At 53.3% G+C, this 21,665-nt stretch carries 19 protein-coding genes; 10 read left to right on the top strand and 9 right to left on the bottom strand.

The features are described from left to right. The first annotated feature begins 214 nt into the window (after positions 1-214). From cysB to acnA, 4 genes are all read left to right on the top strand, one after another. On the top strand, positions 215-1,189 hold the full coding sequence (gene cysB / locus AX755_RS03035) for an HTH-type transcriptional regulator CysB (RefSeq protein WP_006175683.1): 975 nt from the start codon (positions 215-217) through the stop codon (positions 1,187-1,189). A gap of 337 nt (positions 1,190-1,526) precedes the next feature. Continuing rightward, a complete protein-coding gene (locus AX755_RS03040; protein WP_213382645.1) occupies positions 1,527-1,667 on the top strand; it encodes a YmiA family putative membrane protein in 141 nt (46 codons plus the stop codon). A 311-nt stretch (positions 1,668-1,978) separates the two neighbouring features. Then, positions 1,979-2,077 carry a small membrane protein YmiC gene (ymiC, locus tag AX755_RS25675; protein WP_044159376.1) on the top strand — a complete coding sequence of 33 codons (99 nt, stop codon included), beginning with the start codon at positions 1,979-1,981 and terminating at the stop codon, positions 2,075-2,077. 165 nt (positions 2,078-2,242) lie between these two features. Continuing rightward, the gene (gene acnA / locus AX755_RS03055; protein WP_020690941.1) at positions 2,243-4,918 is read left to right on the top strand and encodes an aconitate hydratase AcnA; all 2,676 of its coding nucleotides are present in this window, start codon (positions 2,243-2,245) and stop codon (positions 4,916-4,918) included. Positions 4,919-4,962: 44 nt separating this feature from the next. Here acnA and ribA read toward each other — a convergent pair whose 3' ends face one another. Continuing rightward, a complete protein-coding gene (gene ribA / locus AX755_RS03060) occupies positions 4,963-5,553 on the bottom strand; it encodes a GTP cyclohydrolase II (protein WP_013096372.1) in 591 nt (196 codons plus the stop codon). A gap of 198 nt (positions 5,554-5,751) precedes the next feature. On the opposite strand from ribA, the gene pgpB reads away from it, so the two are divergent. From pgpB to yciH, 5 genes are all read left to right on the top strand, one after another. Further along, the gene (pgpB, locus tag AX755_RS03065; protein ID WP_028027956.1) at positions 5,752-6,519 is read left to right on the top strand and encodes a phosphatidylglycerophosphatase B; all 768 of its coding nucleotides are present in this window, start codon (positions 5,752-5,754) and stop codon (positions 6,517-6,519) included. 148 nt (positions 6,520-6,667) lie between these two features. Continuing rightward, positions 6,668-6,976 carry a LapA family protein gene (locus AX755_RS03070; RefSeq protein WP_013096374.1) on the top strand — a complete coding sequence of 103 codons (309 nt, stop codon included), beginning with the start codon at positions 6,668-6,670 and terminating at the stop codon, positions 6,974-6,976. 6 nt (positions 6,977-6,982) lie between these two features. Continuing rightward, a complete protein-coding gene (lapB, locus tag AX755_RS03075; RefSeq protein WP_013096375.1) occupies positions 6,983-8,152 on the top strand; it encodes a lipopolysaccharide assembly protein LapB in 1,170 nt (389 codons plus the stop codon). A gap of 184 nt (positions 8,153-8,336) precedes the next feature. Next, the gene (gene pyrF / locus AX755_RS03080) at positions 8,337-9,074 is read left to right on the top strand and encodes an orotidine-5'-phosphate decarboxylase (RefSeq protein ID WP_062856250.1); all 738 of its coding nucleotides are present in this window, start codon (positions 8,337-8,339) and stop codon (positions 9,072-9,074) included. Further along, positions 9,074-9,400, top strand: coding sequence for a stress response translation initiation inhibitor YciH (yciH, locus tag AX755_RS03085; protein ID WP_062856251.1), 327 nt, complete (start codon positions 9,074-9,076; stop codon positions 9,398-9,400). The genes pyrF and yciH overlap by 1 nt, the downstream gene beginning before the upstream one ends. 102 nt (positions 9,401-9,502) lie before the next feature. Here yciH and osmB read toward each other — a convergent pair whose 3' ends face one another. The 3 genes from osmB to AX755_RS03100 form a co-directional block, all read right to left on the bottom strand. Next, positions 9,503-9,721 (bottom strand): osmotically-inducible lipoprotein OsmB, encoded by a 219-nt coding sequence (gene osmB / locus AX755_RS03090; RefSeq protein WP_008501216.1) that lies wholly within the window; start codon positions 9,719-9,721, stop codon positions 9,503-9,505. A gap of 261 nt (positions 9,722-9,982) precedes the next feature. After that, positions 9,983-10,735, bottom strand: a complete 753-nt coding sequence (gene yciT / locus AX755_RS03095; RefSeq protein ID WP_013096378.1) for a DNA-binding transcriptional regulator YciT — start codon at positions 10,733-10,735, stop codon at positions 9,983-9,985. A 43-nt stretch (positions 10,736-10,778) separates the two neighbouring features. Further along, on the bottom strand, positions 10,779-10,961 hold the full coding sequence (locus AX755_RS03100; RefSeq protein ID WP_020690946.1) for a YciZ family protein: 183 nt from the start codon (positions 10,959-10,961) through the stop codon (positions 10,779-10,781). A gap of 193 nt (positions 10,962-11,154) precedes the next feature. Between AX755_RS03100 and AX755_RS03105 the strand changes: the two genes are divergently transcribed. Continuing rightward, on the top strand, positions 11,155-12,024 hold the full coding sequence (locus AX755_RS03105; protein WP_045903104.1) for a crotonase/enoyl-CoA hydratase family protein: 870 nt from the start codon (positions 11,155-11,157) through the stop codon (positions 12,022-12,024). Here AX755_RS03105 and pdeR read toward each other — a convergent pair. From pdeR to AX755_RS03130, 5 genes are all read right to left on the bottom strand, one after another. Then, the gene (gene pdeR, locus AX755_RS03110) at positions 12,021-14,012 is read right to left on the bottom strand and encodes a cyclic di-GMP phosphodiesterase (RefSeq protein WP_062856252.1); all 1,992 of its coding nucleotides are present in this window, start codon (positions 14,010-14,012) and stop codon (positions 12,021-12,023) included. The genes AX755_RS03105 and pdeR overlap by 4 nt on opposite strands. Positions 14,013-14,337: 325 nt before the next feature. Beyond that, positions 14,338-16,272 carry an exoribonuclease II gene (locus AX755_RS03115; protein ID WP_062856253.1) on the bottom strand — a complete coding sequence of 645 codons (1,935 nt, stop codon included), beginning with the start codon at positions 16,270-16,272 and terminating at the stop codon, positions 14,338-14,340. Between the two features lie 88 nt (positions 16,273-16,360). Then, positions 16,361-17,347, bottom strand: a complete 987-nt coding sequence (locus tag AX755_RS03120) for a CMD domain-containing protein (protein WP_062856254.1) — start codon at positions 17,345-17,347, stop codon at positions 16,361-16,363. A 154-nt stretch (positions 17,348-17,501) separates the two neighbouring features. Continuing rightward, positions 17,502-18,290: an enoyl-ACP reductase FabI gene (fabI, locus tag AX755_RS03125; RefSeq protein WP_013096384.1), complete on the bottom strand. Its 789-nt coding sequence runs from the start codon at positions 18,288-18,290 to the stop codon at positions 17,502-17,504. 271 nt (positions 18,291-18,561) lie between these two features. Next, positions 18,562-21,657 (bottom strand): multidrug efflux RND transporter permease subunit, encoded by a 3,096-nt coding sequence (locus tag AX755_RS03130; RefSeq protein ID WP_062856255.1) that lies wholly within the window; start codon positions 21,655-21,657, stop codon positions 18,562-18,564. Positions 21,658-21,665 lie beyond the last annotated feature (8 nt).

The raw sequence follows: 21,665 nt of genomic DNA on the forward strand, positions 1-21,665 counted from the left end.
GATGCGCCTGTTAGGGCGCGGCTGGTAACAGAGCCTTACAGGCGCATTTGAAAAACCTCCGGCTATGCCGGAGGATACTTATTACCTTGTTATTATTTTTTGTTCCGTACTATACAGTCAGGCTATAAATGATATAGTGGTTATAGTTAACCCTTTTCTTATTATCAAATCGTCTTAAGCGATTGACCGCATGCGCTAAATCGGATGGTCTGGCATGAAATTACAGCAGCTTCGTTATATTGTTGAGGTGGTAAACCACAACCTTAACGTCTCTTCTACCGCTGAGGGGCTATATACCTCTCAGCCGGGTATCAGCAAGCAGGTCCGCATGCTGGAAGATGAGTTAGGTATTCAGATTTTTGCTCGTAGCGGTAAACACCTCACCCAGGTGACGCCAGCAGGGCAGGAGATTATCCGCATCGCGCGGGAGGTTCTCTCTAAAGTCGACGCCATTAAATCGGTGGCGGGTGAGCATACCTGGCCGGATAAAGGGTCGCTGTATATTGCCACCACCCATACCCAGGCACGCTATGCGCTGCCGGGCGTTATTAAGGGCTTTATTGAGCGCTATCCACGCGTCTCTCTCCATATGCATCAGGGCTCGCCGACGCAAATCGCTGAGGCGGTTTCGAAGGGTAATGCGGACTTTGCTATCGCAACCGAAGCGCTGCATCTGTATGACGATCTGGTTATGCTGCCGTGCTATCACTGGAACCGTTCTATTGTCGTCACGCCCGATCACCCGTTAGCCGGTAAAGGGTCGGTCACTATTGAAGAGCTGGCGCAATACCCCTTAGTGACGTATACCTTCGGCTTTACCGGGCGCTCCGAGCTTGATACTGCATTCAATCGTGCAGGATTAACGCCGCGTATCGTCTTCACCGCAACCGATGCTGACGTAATTAAGACCTACGTGCGGCTTGGACTGGGGGTAGGGGTGATTGCCAGCATGGCGGTTGATCCCGTATCTGACCCTGACCTCGTGCGTCTTGATGCGCATGATATTTTCAGCCATAGCACCACTAAGATTGGTTTCCGTCGCAGTACCTTCCTGCGTAGCTATATGTATGATTTTATTCAGCGCTTTGCCCCACATTTAACGCGCGACGTGGTCGATACGGCCGTGGCATTACGTTCAAATGAAGATATCGAAGAGATGTTTAAAGACATCAAACTTCCGGCAAAATAATCACTCCCGGTATCTTTCCGCCCAGGAAAGATACCGAAATAACCTCTCAAAGCTAAATTAGAATTATCATCATCTGCACTTAACTGCCGTATAATGTCATTAACCATTTATTTAGTGTGGTTATAATGTCGTGAATTGGCGACAAAAGTAGAACTAATTTTTGGCTTCGCAAATATTTCCTTTCAAATATTTATTTCTGGTCAAAAGAATGAATATTTCCCATCAATAGATACGTAAATTCACTGGCTTTTCGGCTAAAGTTTCTTTAGGATTTATCTCAACAGATGATTAATTGTACCAATTGTTTGGTCTCTAAATGATAAGCGATATCGATTGTATGAGGTTAGCAATGCCTTCAGGAAGTGAAGAACCGCAAAGGGATCCTGCGCTCAAGCGTAAAGCCTGGCTGGCGGTCTTTCTCGTCTCCGCCTTGTTTTGGGTGGTGGTTGCTTTCCTGGCCTGGAACTATTGGGGTTGAATATGGCAGTGACGGTACGTACAGAAACAGTTAAACAGATGTGTCAGCTTCGTGACAGGGGCCACAAAGTGCGCAAAGCACCTGCCACTGCCGTACCCGCGTCCTGGAAACTGACGCCGCAACAGCAAGCGTTTATTGATGTGTTCGCAGAAGACGAACCCAAAAAACAATAATTTACTTAATTGCGTAATGATGCAAATAGTCTGAATAAAGGCTCAATGCATTTTTACTCTTTAATAAATACACATCAGCAATATTGAACTGAGGGCAGACCTCGGAACCTTTAATAAATAATGCCTGGTGTCCCTATGATGAATAACATGATGTCTATGAAATACTGGTCATGGCTCGGCGTTTTTTCCGCGTCGATTCTGTTCTGGTCACAGCTTATCTGGCTGGCCCTCCACTAAATCGTAAAACCTCGCTACGGCGGGGTTTTTTGTTTTCTCCCCCGCACTGGAACATTCCTGGATTTATCATTTTGGGTTGTTATCAAAACGTTACGACATCTTTGTGTTATCTTTAATTACAGCCCTGATGATTGTCAGGACATCTCTGTAATTAAGGAGGAGCTTATGTCGGTAACCCTACGCGAAGCCAGTAAGGACACATTACAGGCAGAAAATAAAACCTGGCACTACTACAGCCTGCCGCTGGCAGCCAGGACGCTTGGGGACATTTCGCGTTTACCCAAGTCCTTGAAAGTTTTACTGGAAAACCTCTTACGCTGGCAGGATGGTGATTCCGTCACCCTTGAAGATATCCAGGCACTGGCAGGGTGGCTTAAGCATGCCCATGCTGACAGAGAAATTGCCTATCGACCGGCAAGGGTCCTGATGCAGGACTTTACCGGGGTCCCTGCTGTGGTTGACCTTGCGGCAATGCGCGAAGCGGTGAAGCGCCTTGGCGGCGATACCGCTAAAGTAAATCCGCTCTCTCCCGTTGATCTCGTTATCGACCACTCTGTCACCGTGGACCACTTTGGTGACGACGATGCCTTTGGCGAAAACGTACGTCTGGAAATGGAGCGTAACCACGAACGTTACGTCTTTCTGAAGTGGGGGCAGCAGGCCTTTAGCCGCTTTAGCGTCGTTCCGCCCGGTACGGGTATCTGCCACCAGGTGAATCTTGAATACCTGGGCAAAGCGGTCTGGAGTGAATTGCAGGATAAAGAGTGGGTGGCCTATCCGGATACTCTGGTGGGCACCGATTCGCACACCACCATGATTAACGGCCTGGGCGTTCTGGGCTGGGGCGTTGGCGGAATTGAAGCCGAAGCGGCCATGCTTGGCCAGCCGGTATCGATGCTGATCCCTGATGTGGTGGGCTTTAAGCTTACCGGCAAACTGTCGGAAGGCATTACCGCCACAGACCTGGTACTTACCGTAACGCAGATGCTGCGTAAGCATGGTGTGGTGGGTAAATTTGTCGAATTCTACGGTGACGGGCTGGATTCATTACCGCTTGCCGACCGTGCCACCATCGCCAACATGGCGCCGGAGTATGGCGCAACCTGCGGCTTTTTCCCCATCGATACTGTCACGCTGGAATATATGCGCCTGAGTGGCCGTAGCGAAGAGCAGGTGGCGCTGGTTGAAGCGTATACCAAAGCGCAGGGGATGTGGCGTAACCCGGGCGATGAACCGGTATTTACCAGCACACTTGAACTGGATATGGGAACCGTCGAGGCGAGCCTGGCGGGGCCAAAACGTCCGCAGGATCGGGTGGCGTTGAGTGACGTACCGAAAGCCTTTGCCGCCAGTAATGAACTGGAAGTTAACACGGCGAAAAAAGACCACCGCCCAATCGACTATGTCCTGAACGGACATCAGTATCAGCTTCCGGATGGTGCGGTTGTCATTGCAGCCATAACCTCCTGTACAAATACGTCGAACCCCAGCGTGCTGATGGCCGCCGGTCTGCTGGCGAAGAAAGCGGTAGAGCTGGGGCTTAAGCCACAGCCGTGGGTAAAAGCCTCTCTGGCACCGGGCTCCAAAGTGGTTTCAGATTACCTTGCACAGGCCAGATTAACGCCGTATCTGGATGAACTGGGCTTTAACCTGGTGGGGTACGGTTGCACCACCTGTATCGGGAACTCGGGTCCGTTACCTGAACCGATTGAGATGGCGATCAAGCAGGGCGATCTCACCGTCGGGGCCGTTCTCTCCGGTAACCGAAACTTTGAAGGCCGTATTCATCCGCTGGTCAAGACCAACTGGCTGGCGTCTCCACCGCTGGTTGTGGCATACGCTCTGGCCGGGAATATGAATATCAACCTGGTCACCGATCCGATTGGCCACGATCGCAAGAATGATCCGGTCTATCTGAAGGATATCTGGCCATCTGCCCGGGAAATTGCATTGGCGGTAGAGAAAGTTTCTACCGAAATGTTCCGCAAAGAGTATGCGGAGGTGTTTGAAGGTACGCCGGAATGGAAGGCCATCGATGTCGTGGGCTCAGATACCTATGACTGGCAGGATGATTCGACCTATATCCGCCTGTCGCCGTTCTTCGATGAGATGCTGGCTGAACCTGCACCGCTGCAGGATATCCACGGCGCGCGCATTCTGGCGATGCTGGGAGACTCCGTCACCACGGACCACATATCGCCGGCGGGAAGCATCAAAGCCGACAGTCCAGCAGGCCGTTACCTGCAGAGCCGGGGTGTGGAGCGCCGGGATTTCAACTCCTATGGCTCACGTCGTGGTAACCATGAAGTGATGATGCGCGGCACGTTTGCCAATATCCGTATCCGCAATGAAATGGTGCCGGGCGTGGAAGGGGGCATGACGCGACATTTGCCGGGGAGCGACGTGATCTCAATTTATGACGCCGCCGTCAAATACCAGCAGGAAGGCACGCCGCTGGCGGTTATCGCCGGGAAAGAGTACGGCTCTGGCTCCAGCCGTGACTGGGCGGCGAAAGGCCCGCGTCTGCTTGGGGTTCGGGTGGTGATTGCCGAATCGTTTGAACGTATCCACCGTTCAAACCTGATAGGGATGGGGATCCTGCCACTCGAATTCCCGCAGGGCGTCACCCGTAAAACGCTGGGACTCACCGGGGAAGAGCTGATTGACATCAGCGGCCTGCAAAATCTGCAGCCGGGTAAAACGGTGCCGGTGAAATTAACGCGCGCAGACGGTAAAACAGAGGTGCTCGACTGCCGGTGTCGTATCGATACGGCAACAGAACTCACCTATTACCAGAACGACGGCATTCTACATTACGTGATTCGTAAGATGCTGGACTGATGGAGCCAGCCCGGCACGCGATGGCGTTGCCGGGCACTTCGCGATCACTCGCTCAGCAGATGCCCCATTTTGGCGGCTTTGGTATCGAGGTAGTGCGCGTTTTTTGGGTTACGTCCCACAATGAGCGGTACACGCTCAACGATATTGATCCCCGCTTCGGTCAGAATTTCGACTTTTTTCGGGTTGTTAGTCAGCAGGCGTACTTCATCCACGCCCAGCAGCTTAAACATATCCGCACACAGCGTGAAATCGCGCTCATCGGCAGCGAAGCCGAGCTGGTGGTTTGCTTCTACCGTGTCGTACCCCTGGTCCTGCAGCGCGTAGGCGCGGATTTTATTCAGCAGGCCAATATTGCGCCCTTCCTGGCGGTGATAAAGCAGCACACCGCGACCCTCTTCGGCAATATGAGAGAGCGCTGCCTCCAGCTGGAAACCGCAATCACAGCGCAGGCTGAACAACGCATCACCGGTAAGACACTCCGAATGAACGCGAGAAAGTACCGGGGTTTGTCCTGAAATGTCGCCGTACACCAGCGCGACGTGATCCTGTCCGGTCGCCAGTTCTTCAAATCCCACCATCAGGAAATCGCCCCATGGGGTTGGCAGTTTGGCTTCTGCCACACGTTTAAGCTGCATGTGATTCTCCAGAGTAGGCTGACACGTTTCGTGTCTTCCGCCTGTTTTTGCTTTCTGTATCCGTTCATTTTGCCACAAGCTCAGCAGGTTCGCCTAATGGCTGCCATGCTATACGAACGTTAAACGCACGATCCGACATATCCACCCGTCGGATGAATTTCAGTTATGATTGTGACGCTTAGCGAAAAAGGAGAAGACATGCTTTCAATCGCCAGACGAACGGCAGCAGGTGCGGCCATATTATTGATAATGCCATTAGCCGTTTGGGTATCAGGCTGGATGTGGCAGCCCGGGCACAATACCCTGTGGCTGAAAACGTTATACTGGATAACAGAGACGGTCACCCAGCCATGGGGCATCATTACTCATGTAGTGCTTTGCGCCTGGTTTTTGTGGTGCCTGCGCTTTCGTCTCCGCGCAGCGCTGGTGCTCTTTGCTATCCTCGGTGGGGCGATTCTTGTTGGCCAGGGGGTAAAATCCTGGGTGAAAGGCCATGTGCAGGAGCCGCGGCCTTTTGTGGTCTGGCTGGAAAAAACGCATCATGTTCCGGTGAATGAGTTCTACAATTTAAAACGTAAAGATCGCGGTGCGCTGGTAAAAGAACAGCTTGCGGAACAGCAGGATATCCCGACGTTTTTACGTAAACACTGGCAAAAAGAGACCGGCTTTGCGTTTCCATCCGGGCACACCATGTTCGCCGCCAGTTGGGCACTTCTTGCCGTCGGCCTTTTATGGCCGCGGCGTCGTACTGTCACTATCGCCATTTTACTGGTCTGGGCGACGGGGGTGATGGGGAGCCGTCTACTGCTGGGCATGCACTGGCCACGCGATTTAGTGGTGGCGACGCTCATTTCATGGCTGCTTGTTACCCTTGCCACCTGGCTGGCTGAACGGCTCTGCGGTCCGTTAACGCCGCCGCCGGAAGAGAAAGAAGAGATCGCCGAAAGGGAGCACAGTGGCGTCTGAAGGTTGATTTTGCGCATTCAGCCCATAAATCCATGACGGGCGCGTCACTTTTTCCGTTTCGCGCCCGTCGCTAAAATGGTAGTTTATAAGGCTGATTGCGGTAAGTTGAACACACTTTATTCGCTTGAACCACATAACGGGAAGTAATGTGAAATATTTACTCATTTTCTTACTGGTATTGGCGATTTTTGTCATTTCAGTCACATTGGGTGCACAAAACGATCAACAGGTGACGTTTAACTATCTGCTGGCGCAGGGCGAGTATCGGGTTTCGAGCCTGCTGGCGGTCTTGTTCGCAGCGGGTTTCGCCATCGGCTGGCTGGTTTGCGGTCTGTTCTGGTTAAAAGTACGTGTTTCGCTTGCGCGCGCTGAACGTAAAATTAAACGCCTCGAACATCAAATTGCGCCTGCGTCCGACATCCCGGAAAGCTCTGGTGTGCCGGTCGTCAAGGAATAATCGAATATGCTGGAGTTGTTGTTTCTGCTTTTGCCTGTAGCCGCTGCCTATGGCTGGTATATGGGCCGCAGAAGTGCGCAACAAACAAAACAGGATGAGGCAAACCGACTCTCCCGCGACTACGTTGCAGGGGTGAACTTCCTCCTGAGCAATCAACAGGATAAAGCGGTCGACCTGTTCCTCGACATGTTAAAAGAGGACACAGGGACCGTTGAAGCACACCTGACCCTGGGCAACCTGTTCCGCTCGCGCGGCGAGGTTGACCGTGCCATTCGTATTCACCAGACCCTCATGGAAAGCGCCTCGTTAACTTACGATCAGCGCCTGCTGGCAGTACAACAGCTGGGCCGCGACTACATGGCGGCAGGGTTGTATGACCGTGCGGAAGACATGTTCTCGCAACTGGTGGATGAAACAGATTTCCGCATAGGTGCGCTGCAGCAGCTGCTGCAGATTTACCAGGCCACCAGCGACTGGCAGAAAGCCATTGATACCGCTGAACGTCTGGTTAAGTTGGGTAAAGACAAACAGCGCGTCGAGATAGCCCATTTTTACTGCGAACTGGCCCTGCAGCAGATGGGGAACGACGACATGGACAAAGCCATGGCGTTGCTGAAGAAAGGGGCCGCCGCAGACCGCAACAGCGCGCGTATTTCCATCATGATGGGGCGCGTGTTTATGGCGAGTGGCGACTATGCCAAAGCCGTTGAAAGCCTGCTGCGCGTCATTGATCAGGACAAAGAGCTGGTCAGTGAAACCCTTGAAATGCTGCAGACCTGTTATCAACAGCTGGGTAAACAGGATGAATGGGTAGCGTTCCTGCGCCGCTGCGTGGAAGAGAACACCGGAGCCACCGCGGAGCTGATGCTTTCCGACGTAGTGGAGCAGCATGAGGGCAGCGACACGGCGCAGGTTTATATTACGCGTCAGCTGCAGCGTCATCCTACCATGCGGGTTTTCCATAAGCTGATGGATTACCACCTGAACGACGCAGAAGAAGGGCGTGCTAAAGAGAGCCTGATGGTGCTGCGTGACATGGTGGGCGAACAGGTGCGTAGCAAGCCGCGCTACCGCTGTCAGAAGTGTGGTTTTACCGCGTATACGCTGTACTGGCACTGTCCTTCATGCCGGGCCTGGTCAACCATCAAGCCTATTCGCGGTCTCGATGGGCAGTAATTTTTAAAACTCCTCACTTTAGTTACAACATACTTATTACTTTTATAATCCCATTCAGCATCGTGCGGTTTGCCAGCCTGGCAGGGAATAAAACGATCCTGTCAATTTGTGGCGCTGGCAGGTAGAATGCACGCCGTTTATCTGTTCCGCGCCGCTGCGCGCCCATAGACGAAAAGGGCTGGTCATGACGTCTGTTACTTCCTCCACTTCCCGCGTAGTTACTGATTCTCCTGTTGTTGTTGCTCTTGATTACAATAAACGTGACGCTGCTCTGGCTTTTGTCGACGGTATTGATCCTCGCGACTGTCGCCTTAAAGTGGGCAAAGAGATGTTTACGTTATTTGGACCGCAAATCGTACGCGATCTGCAACAGCGCGGTTTTGACGTTTTCCTCGACCTCAAATTCCATGATATTCCAAACACCACGGCGCATGCCGTTGCCGCGGCTGCAGAATTGGGTGTATGGATGGTTAACGTGCATGCATCGGGTGGGGCGAGAATGATGACAGCCGCGCGTGAAGCGCTTCTGCCGTTTGGCAGCGACGCCCCCTTGTTGATTGCGGTAACGGTGCTGACCAGCATGGACGAAAATGACCTGCATGACCTCGGTGTGACGTTGTCACCGGCTGAACATGCAGAACGTCTTGCGCGGCTGACGCAGAATTGCGGCCTGGACGGTGTAGTCTGTTCCGCGCAGGAAGCGGTGCGTTTCAAAACGGAGCTGGGCCAGAATTTCAAACTGGTCACGCCGGGTATCCGCCCAGCGGGTAGCGAGGCTGGCGATCAGCGCCGTATTATGACCCCTGAGCAGGCGCTGGCGGCAGGCGTGGACTACATGGTCATCGGCCGTCCGGTGACACAATCTGCCAATCCGGCAGAGACGCTTAAGGCTATCAACGCATCACTGAAAAAGGGGGCGTAATGACCGACTCAAACAGCCGTCTGGTCTATTCAACCGAAACCGGGCGCATTGATGAACCGAAAGCGAAAGCAGAGCACCCAAAGGGCGACGGTATTGTCCGTATCCAGCGCCAGACCAGCGGGCGTAAAGGTAAGGGTGTTTGCCTTATCACGGGTATCGATCTGGATGATGCAGAACTGGCGAAACTGGCGGCTGAACTGAAAAAGAAATGTGGCTGCGGCGGTGCCGTCAAAGACGGGATAATCGAAATCCAGGGTGATAAACGCGATGTCATTAAATCGCATCTCGAAGCCAAAGGGATGAAAGTAAAACTGGCGGGCGGCTAAAATAAATGAGCCACGGTATTTACCGTGGCTCTTGTTTTATACGTGCGTAAGTCAGACCTGAAATGCGATAAATATCGCGATGCCCATCAGGGCGTATAATAATTATTTGCCGACCTGGTGACCGATAATACCACCAACAGCAGCACCACCTAATGTACCCAGCGTACTACCGTCTGTTAATACTGCACCACCCAGTGCACCAGCACCGGCACCAATAGCGGTGTTACGGTCACGTTTAGACCAGTTAGAGCATGCGCTCAGGGACATTGCTACAGTGATTGCCAGAACAGCGGCGGCTAATTTTTTGCTGGTTAAGGTCATAATACTTTCTCCTGAATTATCGATTCACGGAAAGATGCACGCTTTAAGTATAGACTAAACGAATACTTAAATTCTGTTCTCCGTGAAAGCTGGTCGCGCAGGTGTTACGTCATCACGCAGGTGATAGTCACTTCCTGTTATATCGCTAACATTAATTTTACGTCTTCAGGGTCAGTTAAACAGGTAAAAACTCTTAAAGGGGGGTTAGGATTCCTCTCAGAGAGAGGTTAAGAGGCGCCTGAAATTCAGGCGCTCGCGGACTCAGGCGGGTTTTTTAATAATGTCGACGATAAGTCCGTCTTCCTGGAGTTTATTCCGATGCGCTTCGCTCAGACGGTCATCGGTAATTACACGGCTGAACCGGGATATTGGCCCCATCGTATAAGGATGGACCGCGCCAAATTTTGAGCTATCGGTCAGCACGATTGCGTCACACTCTTTTTCCAGTACCGCGTTCACAACGTCTGAACGCATCATATCCCGGCCGGTAAAGCCGGTTTCTGGCTGCCAGCCGTCAATACCGATGAAGGCCTTGCTGAAATGCACCTGCTGCACGTACTGACGCGTCAGCGGGCCGACCATGCTCTCACTTTTTTTCTGATAGATACCGCCCAGCAGGATGACCTCGCAGCGTGTCTCCTTCAGCAAGTGAGCGATATAGCTACTGACGGTAATGATGGTGATGTCTTTTTGCTCGGCCAGGGTGCGGGCCAGCAGGGCGTTGCTACTGCCGTTCTCAATAAAGACCGTTTCGCCATTGTTCACTAAGGACGCGGCAAACTCAGCCAGCTCACGTTTGAGGGCATAGTTATTCATCATGCGGGTTTCTACGTCCTCGCTGTCCAGCGGGACCGCATACCCATGCGCACGACGCAGGTAGCTCTGTTTTTCGAGTAGATTCAGATCCTGACGGATGGTGACTTCAGAAACGCCTGTCGTTTTAGCGAGATCGACGACGCTCACGCGCCCCTGATCGATGACCATCTGCAAAATGATTTGTTGTCGGGAATTCATAGCATCCATTTAATAAAGCGAAACGAGGGCGGATAGGGCGTGGTTAAACTTCCCACGGGGCTTTTGGCTGTCTGTTTTCTGACGCGGTTTCGGCGCCATTCTGAGCCAGAAGTTCAGACTTCAGGATCTCAAGGTTACGGATCGCAGAGTGATAATCGCCCGCCACCAGTATATCCAGCACGGTATCAATTCGTTGGGCTACGGCCTGCGCATCAATGTTAGACATAATCTCATCCCGGGTACGAAAAGTTAATATTTTCAATGATGCAGAAAATGGATTCAAAAGAGAAGGGAAAAAATGCAATAACTAAATTACATAAATGAAAGTAATAAATTTATTCCCCCGCATGCAGCGTGATGAATGAGTGGATTAGTCTAAAACTGCGCGCAAGGCGCTTTTTTATATGAGGAATTAGACTATGACAGTTATCAATCAGACTACCTGCACACTGTTTACCGATACTGAACGTTTCACTCAGTTGTCCGGGTATTATGAGGAGGAGCGCCGCACAGTCTGGATGATGTTGCGGGCGCAGCCACGACCTTGCTTCAACCATGCGTTAATCGAAGAGATCATGAACCTCTCCTGGCTTGTTCGCCAGTCCGGGTTTGCGGTCGATTTTTGGGTTACCGGTTCGCTGGTACCCGAGATGTACAATGCGGGAGGTGATTTACAGTTCTTTGTCGAATGTATCCAAAACGGACGCCGCGAAGCGTTAAGAGCCTATGCCCGTGCCTGCGTGGACTGCGTTCATGCGGCGTCACGGGGGTTTGATACGGGGGCTATTACCCTGGCGATGGTCGAAGGCAGTGCGTTAGGGGGCGGATTCGAAGCCGCGCTGGCGCACCACTTTGTGCTGTCTCAGCGCGATGCCCGCTTAGGCTTCCCTGAGATCGCCTTCAACCTTTTCCCCGGCATGGGGGGGTACTCGCTGGTTGCTCGCCGCTCAGGCATGAAGCTGGCGGAGGAGCTCATCTACAAAGGGGAGTCTCATACGGCAGAATGGTATGAACAGCATGGGTTAGTGGATGTCCTGTTCGAACCCGGACAAAGTTACGTCTCCGTCAGAACGTTCATTGACACGCTGCGGCCGAAGATGAACGGCGTAAAGGCGATGTTACGCGCCCGTACCCGCGTGCTGCAGCTGCCTCGCAGTGAGCTGATGGATATCACGGAAGATTGGGTTGACGCTGCGTTCTGCCTTGAACCAAAAGATATCGCTTATATGGAGCGTCTGGTCATGCTGCAAAACCGCCACCAGGCGGCGGGTTTACGCAAAGCCAGTTAGTGCTGTTTACGCGCCTGATATCGCTTTAGCCATCGCTCGAATGCGGCAGCGGGCATGGGCTTAGCAAAGAGAAAACCCTGCCGTTCGTTGACGCCGTTCTTAGTCAGAAAGGCGTCTTCTTTTGCGTTCTCCACACCTTCGGCAATGACCTGCAAATTCAGTGCCTGCGCCACCGCGACGATGGCCCGCACCAGCGACTGGGAAATAGACTGTTTATGAATAGCCCGGACAAATGACTGATCGAGTTTTATCGCATCGATGGGGAAGCGTGCCAGCTGCGACAAAGACGAGTAGCCGGTACCAAAATCGTCCAGATGGATTTGCGCACCAAGCTGGCTGAACTGCTGGATCACCGACAGCGCCAGCTCTTCGTTTTCAATGAGGCAGCTTTCTGTTAACTCTACGTCGATAGGGCAGTATTCAAAATCCAGATCCTTCAGGGCCTGTTTTAAGTCGCTGAAAATGGTTTGATCTGCCAGCTGACGGGCCGAGACGTTCACCGCCACGCGCAGGTTAATGCCTTTGTCGCGCCATTTCGCCACCTGGCGAACCACATCAAGCATGACCCAGCGGCCAAGCGGCACAATCAGCCCTGACTCCTCAGCATACGAGATAAACTCCAGCGGAGGAATTAACCCGCGTTCTGGTGATTGCCAGCGCACCAGCGCTTCAAGGCTTCTGACTTCACCGCGCCAGGTGACTTTAGGCTGGTAGTGGATCAGCAGTTGATCGTTATCCAGCGCTTTGCGCAGGTTGGTATCCAGCCAGAGATACTCAAACACGCGCTGGTTCATTTCCGGCGAGAAGACGCAGAACTTACCCCGGCCGTTCTCTTTTGCGGTGTACATGGCGGTATCGGCATTGCGGATGACGCTTTCCCGATCGTTACCGTGCTGCGGGGCGAGGGCGATACCTAACGAGCAACCGGTATAAATTTCAATCAAACCAATTCTGAACGGCTGGCGCAGGCGGGTCAGAATGCGTGATGCCATCGCTTCCAGAGAACCCTGAGAGGTATTGGTGGCCATGACAATAAATTCATCGCCGCCGAGTCGCGCCAGCACCTGGCCTTCTTCCAGACAGCTCAGAATGGCCAGCGCGACCGCCTGTAATAACTGATCGCCAAACATGTGTCCGTAGGCGTCGTTCACCTTTTTGAAGTTATCGAGATCGAGATACACCACGCCAACCTGCGTCTCACCGCGGCTGTCTATGGCATCTGAAATCAGTTCGTGGATCGCGTTGCGGTTCGGCAACCCGGTGATGGTGTCGGTATTGGCCAGCACCCGCAGGCGCTCCTGGGCGCGGCGCTCCTCCGTAATATCGGTGCCGGAACAGATAAGAAAAATTTCATTTTTACCGCTGCCGCTGTGGACAAATTTGTTTCTGAACAGAAACAACCGTTGTCCTTTTCGCGTTTTGATCCAGCGCTCGACTTCGTAAGAGCTGCCGTTGCGAAAGAAGCCGGTGATGTTGCGCTTAGAGGCTGCCGCTTCACTGCGGCTCATAAACAGCTTAAACACGTTCTGGCCGATAACTTCTTGTTCTTTCAGGCCGGTGTACTCCTCGCTCAGGCGGTTAAATCGCTGAATATTGCCGTTCTGATCGAGGATTACGATAACGGAGTTGGCTTCCGAAACCACTTGTTCCGCAAAGGACAGCCCCTGAGCAAGGTCCCGGGCTACGGAAGGCGTATCGTTCCACGCAGAAGCTGTTCCGGCCCACTCATTACGGGTTATTTTGCGTCCGACAAGGTGAACAGGAACATCTTCGCCGTACAACGAGAGCGTCATAGAGATACTGGACGTAATGACGGTTAACTGGCGAATAAGTTCGGCCTGTTCATCATCCAGCGCCACCACCTGAGTGACATCGGCATTTTCGCTGGTGGAAAGGTGCAGAGCATTGCTGTCTGCTGTCAGTCGCCACCAGGGGCTGTGAGTTCCCATGTAACGAAACAGCAAATTCTGCTCCAGATCGTCCATCATGTTTTCTCCTGCAGCTGCCTGTTAGCGCACAATTTATTCCGTTGTAATCGGCTTTTTCGAGGTGAGACCACGGCCAGACCGATGTGAACTTATTGTTTTTTCCCGGGTTTCTTATAATAAAACGAGTCAGGTAAAAAAGGATACTTAGCAAATAAAAATTCACGTAACCGAATATAACGGCACTCTTTTACTGTAGATAATTCTGGCGAATTTGGGCGAGGGAAGTCTGAAAATAGTAAGAAAAAATGAAGAATTTGCAGCGTGGCGTAAAAGAAAAAATTGTCGGCCCGTCCGGCAAGGAAAGGGCCGACAATTGAACAGCTTATCAGGCGGCAGGGCGCGCGATGATGCTGCGGGTTTCCATGCGGACTTCGGCGATAGTTACGTCAATCACGTCGGTGACCTTGTAAACCGTTTCACCTTTGATTTGCACAGTCCCGTTTTCCTGGCTACAGACCAGTTCATCGCGAACGGCATGCAGGAACGGCGCAGGGATAAAGGCCACCGCTCCATTATCCACCAGACGTACGCGCATCCCCCCACGGCTGATATCAATGATTTCTGCAGCGAAGCGAGTGTCTGTGCCGGCTTTGTCCTGCAGGAAGCGGGCGTACAGCCAGTCACCTACGTCACGTTCCGCCATGCGGTTCAGGCGCCGACGATCTGCCATCTGCAGGGTCGTGTCATCCTGAGGACGCGCAATTGATTCGCCCTTAATGATCGCTTTCAGCAGGCGATGGTTAACCATATCGCCATACTTACGAATTGGAGATGTCCAGGTGGCGTAGGCTTCAAGACCGAGGCCGAAGTGTGGGCCAGGCTCAGTGCTGATCTCGGCAAAGGACTGGAAGCGACGAATACGGCTGTCGAGGAAACCAGAAGGCTGTGCGTCCAGCTCGCGGCGCAGCTTGCAGAAGCCCTGCAAGGTCAGCACCTCTTCCGGGTCAACATGCACATCATGGTTCTTCAGTAAGGCGGCCAGCGCTTCGGTGTTCGCCGGATCAAACCCGGTATGAACGTTATAGATGCCGAAGCCGAGCTTGTCGCGCAGCACACGTGCGGCACAAATATTGGCGGAAATCATCGCTTCTTCGACGATGCGGTTCGCAATGCGTCGTGGTTCGGCCACGATATCCAGCACTTCACCTTTTTCGCCCAGAACGAAGCGATAGTCCGGACGATCCTTGAACACCAGCGCATGGGTTTGACGCCACTCGCTGCGGCTCAGACAGATGCGGTGCAGCAGACGAATCTGTGCGGCAACGGCCTCAGAGGCCGGTTCCCAGCTGCCCGTGTTCTCCAGCCAGTCAGAGACGTCGTCGTAAGCCAGCTTGGCTTTAGATTCAATGGTGGCGGCGAAGAATTCGATATCGTCTTCAATTGTGCCGTCTGCAGCAATGGTCATGCGGCAGGCGAGCACCGGACGCACTTCGTTCGGCCGCAGCGAACAGAGATCGTCGGAGAGTTCACGAGGCAGCATCGGGATGTTAAAGCCCGGCAGATAGTTGGTGAACGCACGGATTTTCGCGATATCGTCCAGCTTGCTGCCTTCAGCAATCCAGGCGGTAGGATCGGCAATGGCAACGGTTAACAGCAGTTTGCCGTCAACAAGTTCTTCAGCATACAGGGCGTCATCCATATCTTGCGTACTGGCGCTGTCGATAGTGACAAATTCCAGGGCGGTCAGATCGCGACGCTCCAGACCTTCGTCCTGCATCTCGGTGGCGACGCCGTTCGGGGCTTCTTTCTCAAGATTATGGCGCGCAAGCGTAACCCACCACGGTACAAAATGGTCATCACCGAACGTGATGAACTGGGTCAGTTCCGCATAGAAGCCGCGATCGCCTTTCAGTGGATGACGGCGCATTTCGGCAACGGCCCAGTCACCTTCTTTAAAATCATGCTCAACGCCGCGAGCGGCACGGCAGGGGATGGCGTCTTTCAGCAGAGGATGATCCGGCACGATGGAGAGACGATCGTCTTTTCTCTGCACCTTGCCCACAAAACGGGTCAGGAACGGCTCGATCAGTTCTTCCGGCTCGGCAGATTCACGCTCTTTTTCGGTATGAATAACCGCCATGACGCGGTCGCCGTGCATCACTTTCTTCATCTGCGGTGGCGGAATGAAGTAGCTTTTCTGCGCGTCGACTTCAAGGAAACCAAAGCCTTTTTCCGTGGCTTTTACGACCCCTTCTGCACGCGGCGTCTGGGAATGCAGTTGCTGTTTAAGCTGCGCTAGCAGCGGGTTGTCCTGAAACATAATGTTCTATTTTCGTAGCCATTGAGCGGCTGACAGTTTTACGCGATTCTCACTGCCACAGCAAGCGCTCTTTGGGTAAATAGTATGGTTATTCCGCTTTGCCAAGCGCCACTTTCAGGCGCTCCAGCCAGCCGTCTAACGCGCTTCGCGTAAGCAGTGCAATCGCCCGGCCAGCGGGAAGTCCTTCCTCCGTGAGCGGGTTAAACTGTGCTGCACTGAAACGGTCCGGTGAACGTGTCAACAACTCCACGGCCGCTAAGAGCGCTGGCGACGCGGCCCGGTCTTCATTGCGGCAATGGTTCAGGATTTCTCCCGTCAGATCGAGCAGCGTGGGTTCGTGGCAGAGCACAGGCGCCAGCGCCTGAAGGGCGGGCTCGGCTTGCCAGCGTGAAAGCGACTCGAGTTGATGCGCACTGGCATAGCGCAGTTCCACGACAGGCAGTAGAGCGATCCAGGCGCCGGGCCTGGCGGGCAGCGTGTGCGGTTGAATATGGTGTCCCGGCAACCAGCGTACGGGATGGCCCAGCAGCGCCTGAAATACTGCTACCACGCGGGCCTGAAAACCGATGAAGCCAATAATCTGGCTGATGAGCACAATGTCATACGTTGTCAGGCCCACCTCATCAAGCTGGTTCTGCGCTTTATCATCAATGACATCCGGTGAACTGGCAAGCTGGCGGGCATACTGCGTGATCTGAGCCAGACGGCGGTTACTTTCGCGAGAGGAGTCCGGGCCGGGAAGGGGGGCGAGAAGGGCGGCGTAGTGGTTACAGAGCCTCTGAACCCCGCAGGCCTGCGCCACCGTCAGCGCGGTGCTCAGCCTGTCGTAGGCACTCAGCGTATGCAGACGGTTGACGGCGATATCGAGTGGAAACAGCCGGTGACATAACGCCCGGGCAGGAGTAAGCCAGCCAGCACAGGCAGTAACAATCTCATCCGGTAAGGCTAAATCGAGCAAAAAACGATCGTCGACGTTAGCGGCTTCGGGCACCAGAGGCAGGACATCCGTCTGCGCGTGGTTTGACTGGGTTTCGTGGTACCAGTGGCCTTTGCCGGAAAAACGGCGTTGTTCCATGGGCGTTCCTTGATCTCAAAATGGCGATCAATATCCTGGCGTAAGGCGGATGAGGGGAAAAATATTGTTAGGTGATAACAAATAGCAGAACGGAATAACGAGAGAGGGCGGGGCGGGAAAAACTCTCTTCCCGGGCGGGAAGAGAGTCACAAACTTATTTAATTTCCAGCTCGTTCATTGCAGCGATGTTGAAGCCGCCGTCAACGTGAACCACTTCGCCGGAGATACCCGCGGAAAGGTCAGAGCACAGGAATGCTGCAGAGTTACCCACATCTTCAATGGTAACGGTACGACGAATCGGGGTAACCGCTTCGCAGTGTGCCAGCATTTTACGGAAATCTTTGATACCGGAAGCCGCCAGGGTGCGGATTGGACCTGCAGAGATGGCGTTAACGCGCACGCCTTCAGGGCCCATTGCGTTCGCCATGTAGCGGACGTTTGCTTCCAGAGACGCTTTAGCCAGACCCATCACGTTGTAGTTAGGGATTGCGCGCTCTGCGCCCAGGTAGGACAGGGTCAGCAGGGCGGAGCCCGGGTTCAGCATGGCACGGCAAGATTTCGCCATCGCAACAAAGCTGTAAGAGCTGATGTCGTGAGCGATTTTAAAGCCATCGCGGGTTACCGCGTTCACGTAGTCACCGTCAAGCTGGTCGCCAGGTGCGAAGCCGATGGAGTGAACGAAACCGTCGAATTTGTCCCACGATTTTGCCAGTTCAGCAAACATGCCATCGATGCTTTCATCTTGTGCAACGTCACATTCCAGAACAATGCTGGAACCCAGCTGCGCGGCAAATTCTTCAACACGGCCTTTCAGCTTGTCGTTCTGGTAGGTGAACGCCAGCTCAGCGCCTTCGCGATGCATTGCCTGTGCGATGCCGTATGCGATGGACAGTTTGCTGGCAACGCCGGTTACCAGAATGCGCTTACCGGAAAGAAAACCCATAGCTTTAATCCTTATATTCATTGCTTATTTTGCCTTGTAATTCATAGCGTTACAGGCAGTATTTCAAAATTATTCGAAATCAGCTCGAAATTATAGCCCACTCACTGCCCCTTGTGTCACGCTATTTCTCGCGAATCTCCCGGGAATGAACGCGCGTAAGGGGCTGATATGGGAAACGCGGCTGTGAAAATTTCGGCATTCGTCCAGTATATCATCCGGCGTCAGGTTCACCTCATCCAACCAGCGTCGAAGCGTGATCCCGTAAAGCGTTTCACCTTTTCCTGGCGTGCTCGATGAAACGCGCGACGACAATAAAGAAAACCGGGACGAAGAAAATGGCGAGAAATGTACCGCTAATCATACCGCCGAAAACCCCGGTACCAATGGCATGCTGCGTGCTGTCACTTGCGCCACGGGCCAACATTAACGGGACAACCCCTAGCGTAAAGGCCAGTGAGGTCATCAGAACAGGGCGCAAGCGTTGCCGGGCAGCCTGTAGCGTTGCTGCCACGATTGTTTCCCCTTCCCGCTGCAGCTGCCTGGCAAACTCGACAATCAGAATGGCGTTTTTTGCAGACAGCCCGATCAGGGTGATCATCCCCACCTTGAAGAAAACATCATTTGTCATGCCGGCAATGTGTACGGCCGCTACCGCGCCAATAAGACCCAATGGCACGACCAGCATAACCGCGAAGGGTATAGACCAGCTCTCATAGAGCGCGGCAAGAACCATAAACACAACGAGGATCGACAGCACAATAAGGCCGGGAAGCTGTGACTCAGACGCTTTCTCCTGCAATGAACTCCCGGCCCATTCCCCTGCGATACCCGCAGGCATCTCTCTTGCCAGCGCTTCCATGGCTTTCATTGCCGTACCGCTGGATTCACCCGAGGCGGCACTTCCTGTAATGCGTATCGCAGGATAACCCTGATAGCGGTTCAATTGCTGGGGCGCAACGTTCCATGAAAGGGTGGCAAACGTAGAGACCGGCACCATCTGTCCCGTCCGATTTTTTACCGATAAGGCTAACAATTGTTCGGGCTGCATGCGGTAGGGCGCATCGGCCTGAACAATCACCTGTTGAACGCGGCCGTTATTGGTATAGTCATTAACGTAACTGGAGCCCGTGGTCACAGACAAGGTTTGATTAATTTCGTCAAACGAGACGCCCATGGACTCGGCTTTTTCCCGGTCGATCTGAATCGCCAGGCTGGTGCCATCCGGCAGGCCATCTATGTAGACATCATTCAGTTCAGGCCGTTGATTTGCCTGCTGAACAAGGTCATCCGCAGCCTTTTTTAGAGCCTGATATCCCAGTCCTGCCCGGTCCTGCAGATAGTAAGTAAATCCGGATGAGGTCCCCATATCCGAAATCGCCGGAGGGAGCAGGCTCATCGTCACGGCATCAGAAACGCTCTCCATGCGCGACTGGATAGCGTTTGCTTCATCCTGGGCGGTGATCCCCTGACGGTTTTTCCAGTCCTTAAGCGTGGTAAAGGCCATGGCCGAGTTGGGGCCAGAACCTGAAAAGCCAAAGCCCAGGATCATAATGTTGCTCTCAATCGCCGGTCGCGATGCAATTTCCTCTTCAAATTTTTCAACCACTTTAAGGGTACGCTGCATGGTCGCATCAGACGGCAGTTGCAGGGATGACATAAAGTAGCCCTGATCTTCATCCGGCAGAAACGAGGAGGGCAAAGACGACAGGCCAGCAAACAGGGCAGCGCAAAGGGCAACATACAGCAGCAGCATGCGGCCCGTTCGTTTTAATACGGCGCCCAGGCTGGAGGCATATACCGCCGTGAGGGCGTGAAAATGCGCGTTAAACCAGGTCGCAAATTTCCCGGCCCCTCTCTTGTTCGCCTCATGGGGCTTGAGTAACGTGGCACAAAGCGCGGGTGTCAGCGTCAGCGCCAGAAAGGCCGATAACAAAATGGAAATGGCCATTGAAATACAGAATTGTCGATAGATGATCCCCACCGATCCCTCAGCAAAGCCCATCGGGATAAACACCGCCGTGAGCACAAGCGTGATACCCGCGATGGCTGGGGTAATTTCCTGCATGGCCTGCCGCGTGGCTTCGCGCGGTGAAAGCGCTTTTTCTTCCATCAGTCTTTCGACGTTTTCAACCACGACGATGGCATCATCAACGATGATACCGATTGCCAGCACCATGCCGAACATGGTCAGGATGTTGATGGAATAACCGCTGAGCAGCATGATCGTAAAGGTGCCCAGGAGCGCCACGGGGGCGACAATCGCCGGAATAAGCGTGCAGCGTATCTTGTGCAGAAAAAGCAGCATGACCAGAAACACCAGCACCATCGCTTCAACAAACGTCTGTACCACCTTCATAATTGAAAGCTTTACGAAGGGTGCCGTATCAAAAGGGACGGTGAAGGTCATTCCCTCCGGAAGCACGTGAGAGAGCTCATCAATGCGCGCCCGCACGCCTGAGGCGGTACTGATGGCATTCGCTCCCGGTGACAGCTGGATTGCGGCTGCCGTCGCCGGGACGCCGTTTTCGCGAATACCGTACGCATAGCTTTGCAGGCCGGATTCAATGCGGGCAACGTCCGACAACTGCAGGCGGGCCCCTGTGGTATCGGATTTAAGGGTAATATGGCTAAATGCCTCGACCGAAGAAAGTTGTCCTTTGACCGTAATCGGATAAGTCACTCCCTGGCCTTCTGTTGCCGGTTCATCGCCCGTTCTGCCGGGGGAAACAATGGTGTTCTGCTGGCTGACTGCCGTAAGTACATCGCTCACCGACAGCCCATAGCTGTGAAGCTTCATCGGATCGAGCCAGATACGTAGCGCTTTCTCACCACCAAAAAGCTGGACTTTGCCAACCCCCGGCACGCGGCGAAGCTCATCGCTAATATTTCTGGCAAAATAATCGCTCAAATCCGCTTCCTGAAATTTCCCGGAGGTGGATTTTAACCCCACCATCATCAGAAAACCGGCGTTCGCCGCCTCGACGTTAATGCCGTTTTGCCGGACCGACTGAGGTAGACGCGGCTCGACAATTTTTATCTGATTCTGGAGATCCATCTGAGCCAGTTTAATATCTGTGCCTGGCTTAAACGTCACCGTAATTGAGGCTGAACCGGTGGTGTCACTCGAGGATTCAAAATAGAGCAAATTATCCACGCCGGATATTTCACGTTCGATAAGAGAGACGACCGATGTATTCATTACATCAGGGCTGGCGCCGGGATACGAGACAGTAATGATAATACCCGGCGGTGCAACGGCCGGATATTGCGCAACCGGCAGCCGGGGGATAGACAACACGCCCGTCAAAACAATAAAAAGCGCGACGACCCAGGCGAAAACAGGACGATCAATAAAAAAATGCGGCATGAGGATTA

It is taken from the genome of Enterobacter sp. SENG-6 (assembly GCF_001605945.1).
Taxonomy (GTDB): Bacteria; Pseudomonadota; Gammaproteobacteria; order Enterobacterales; family Enterobacteriaceae; genus Enterobacter; species Enterobacter cloacae.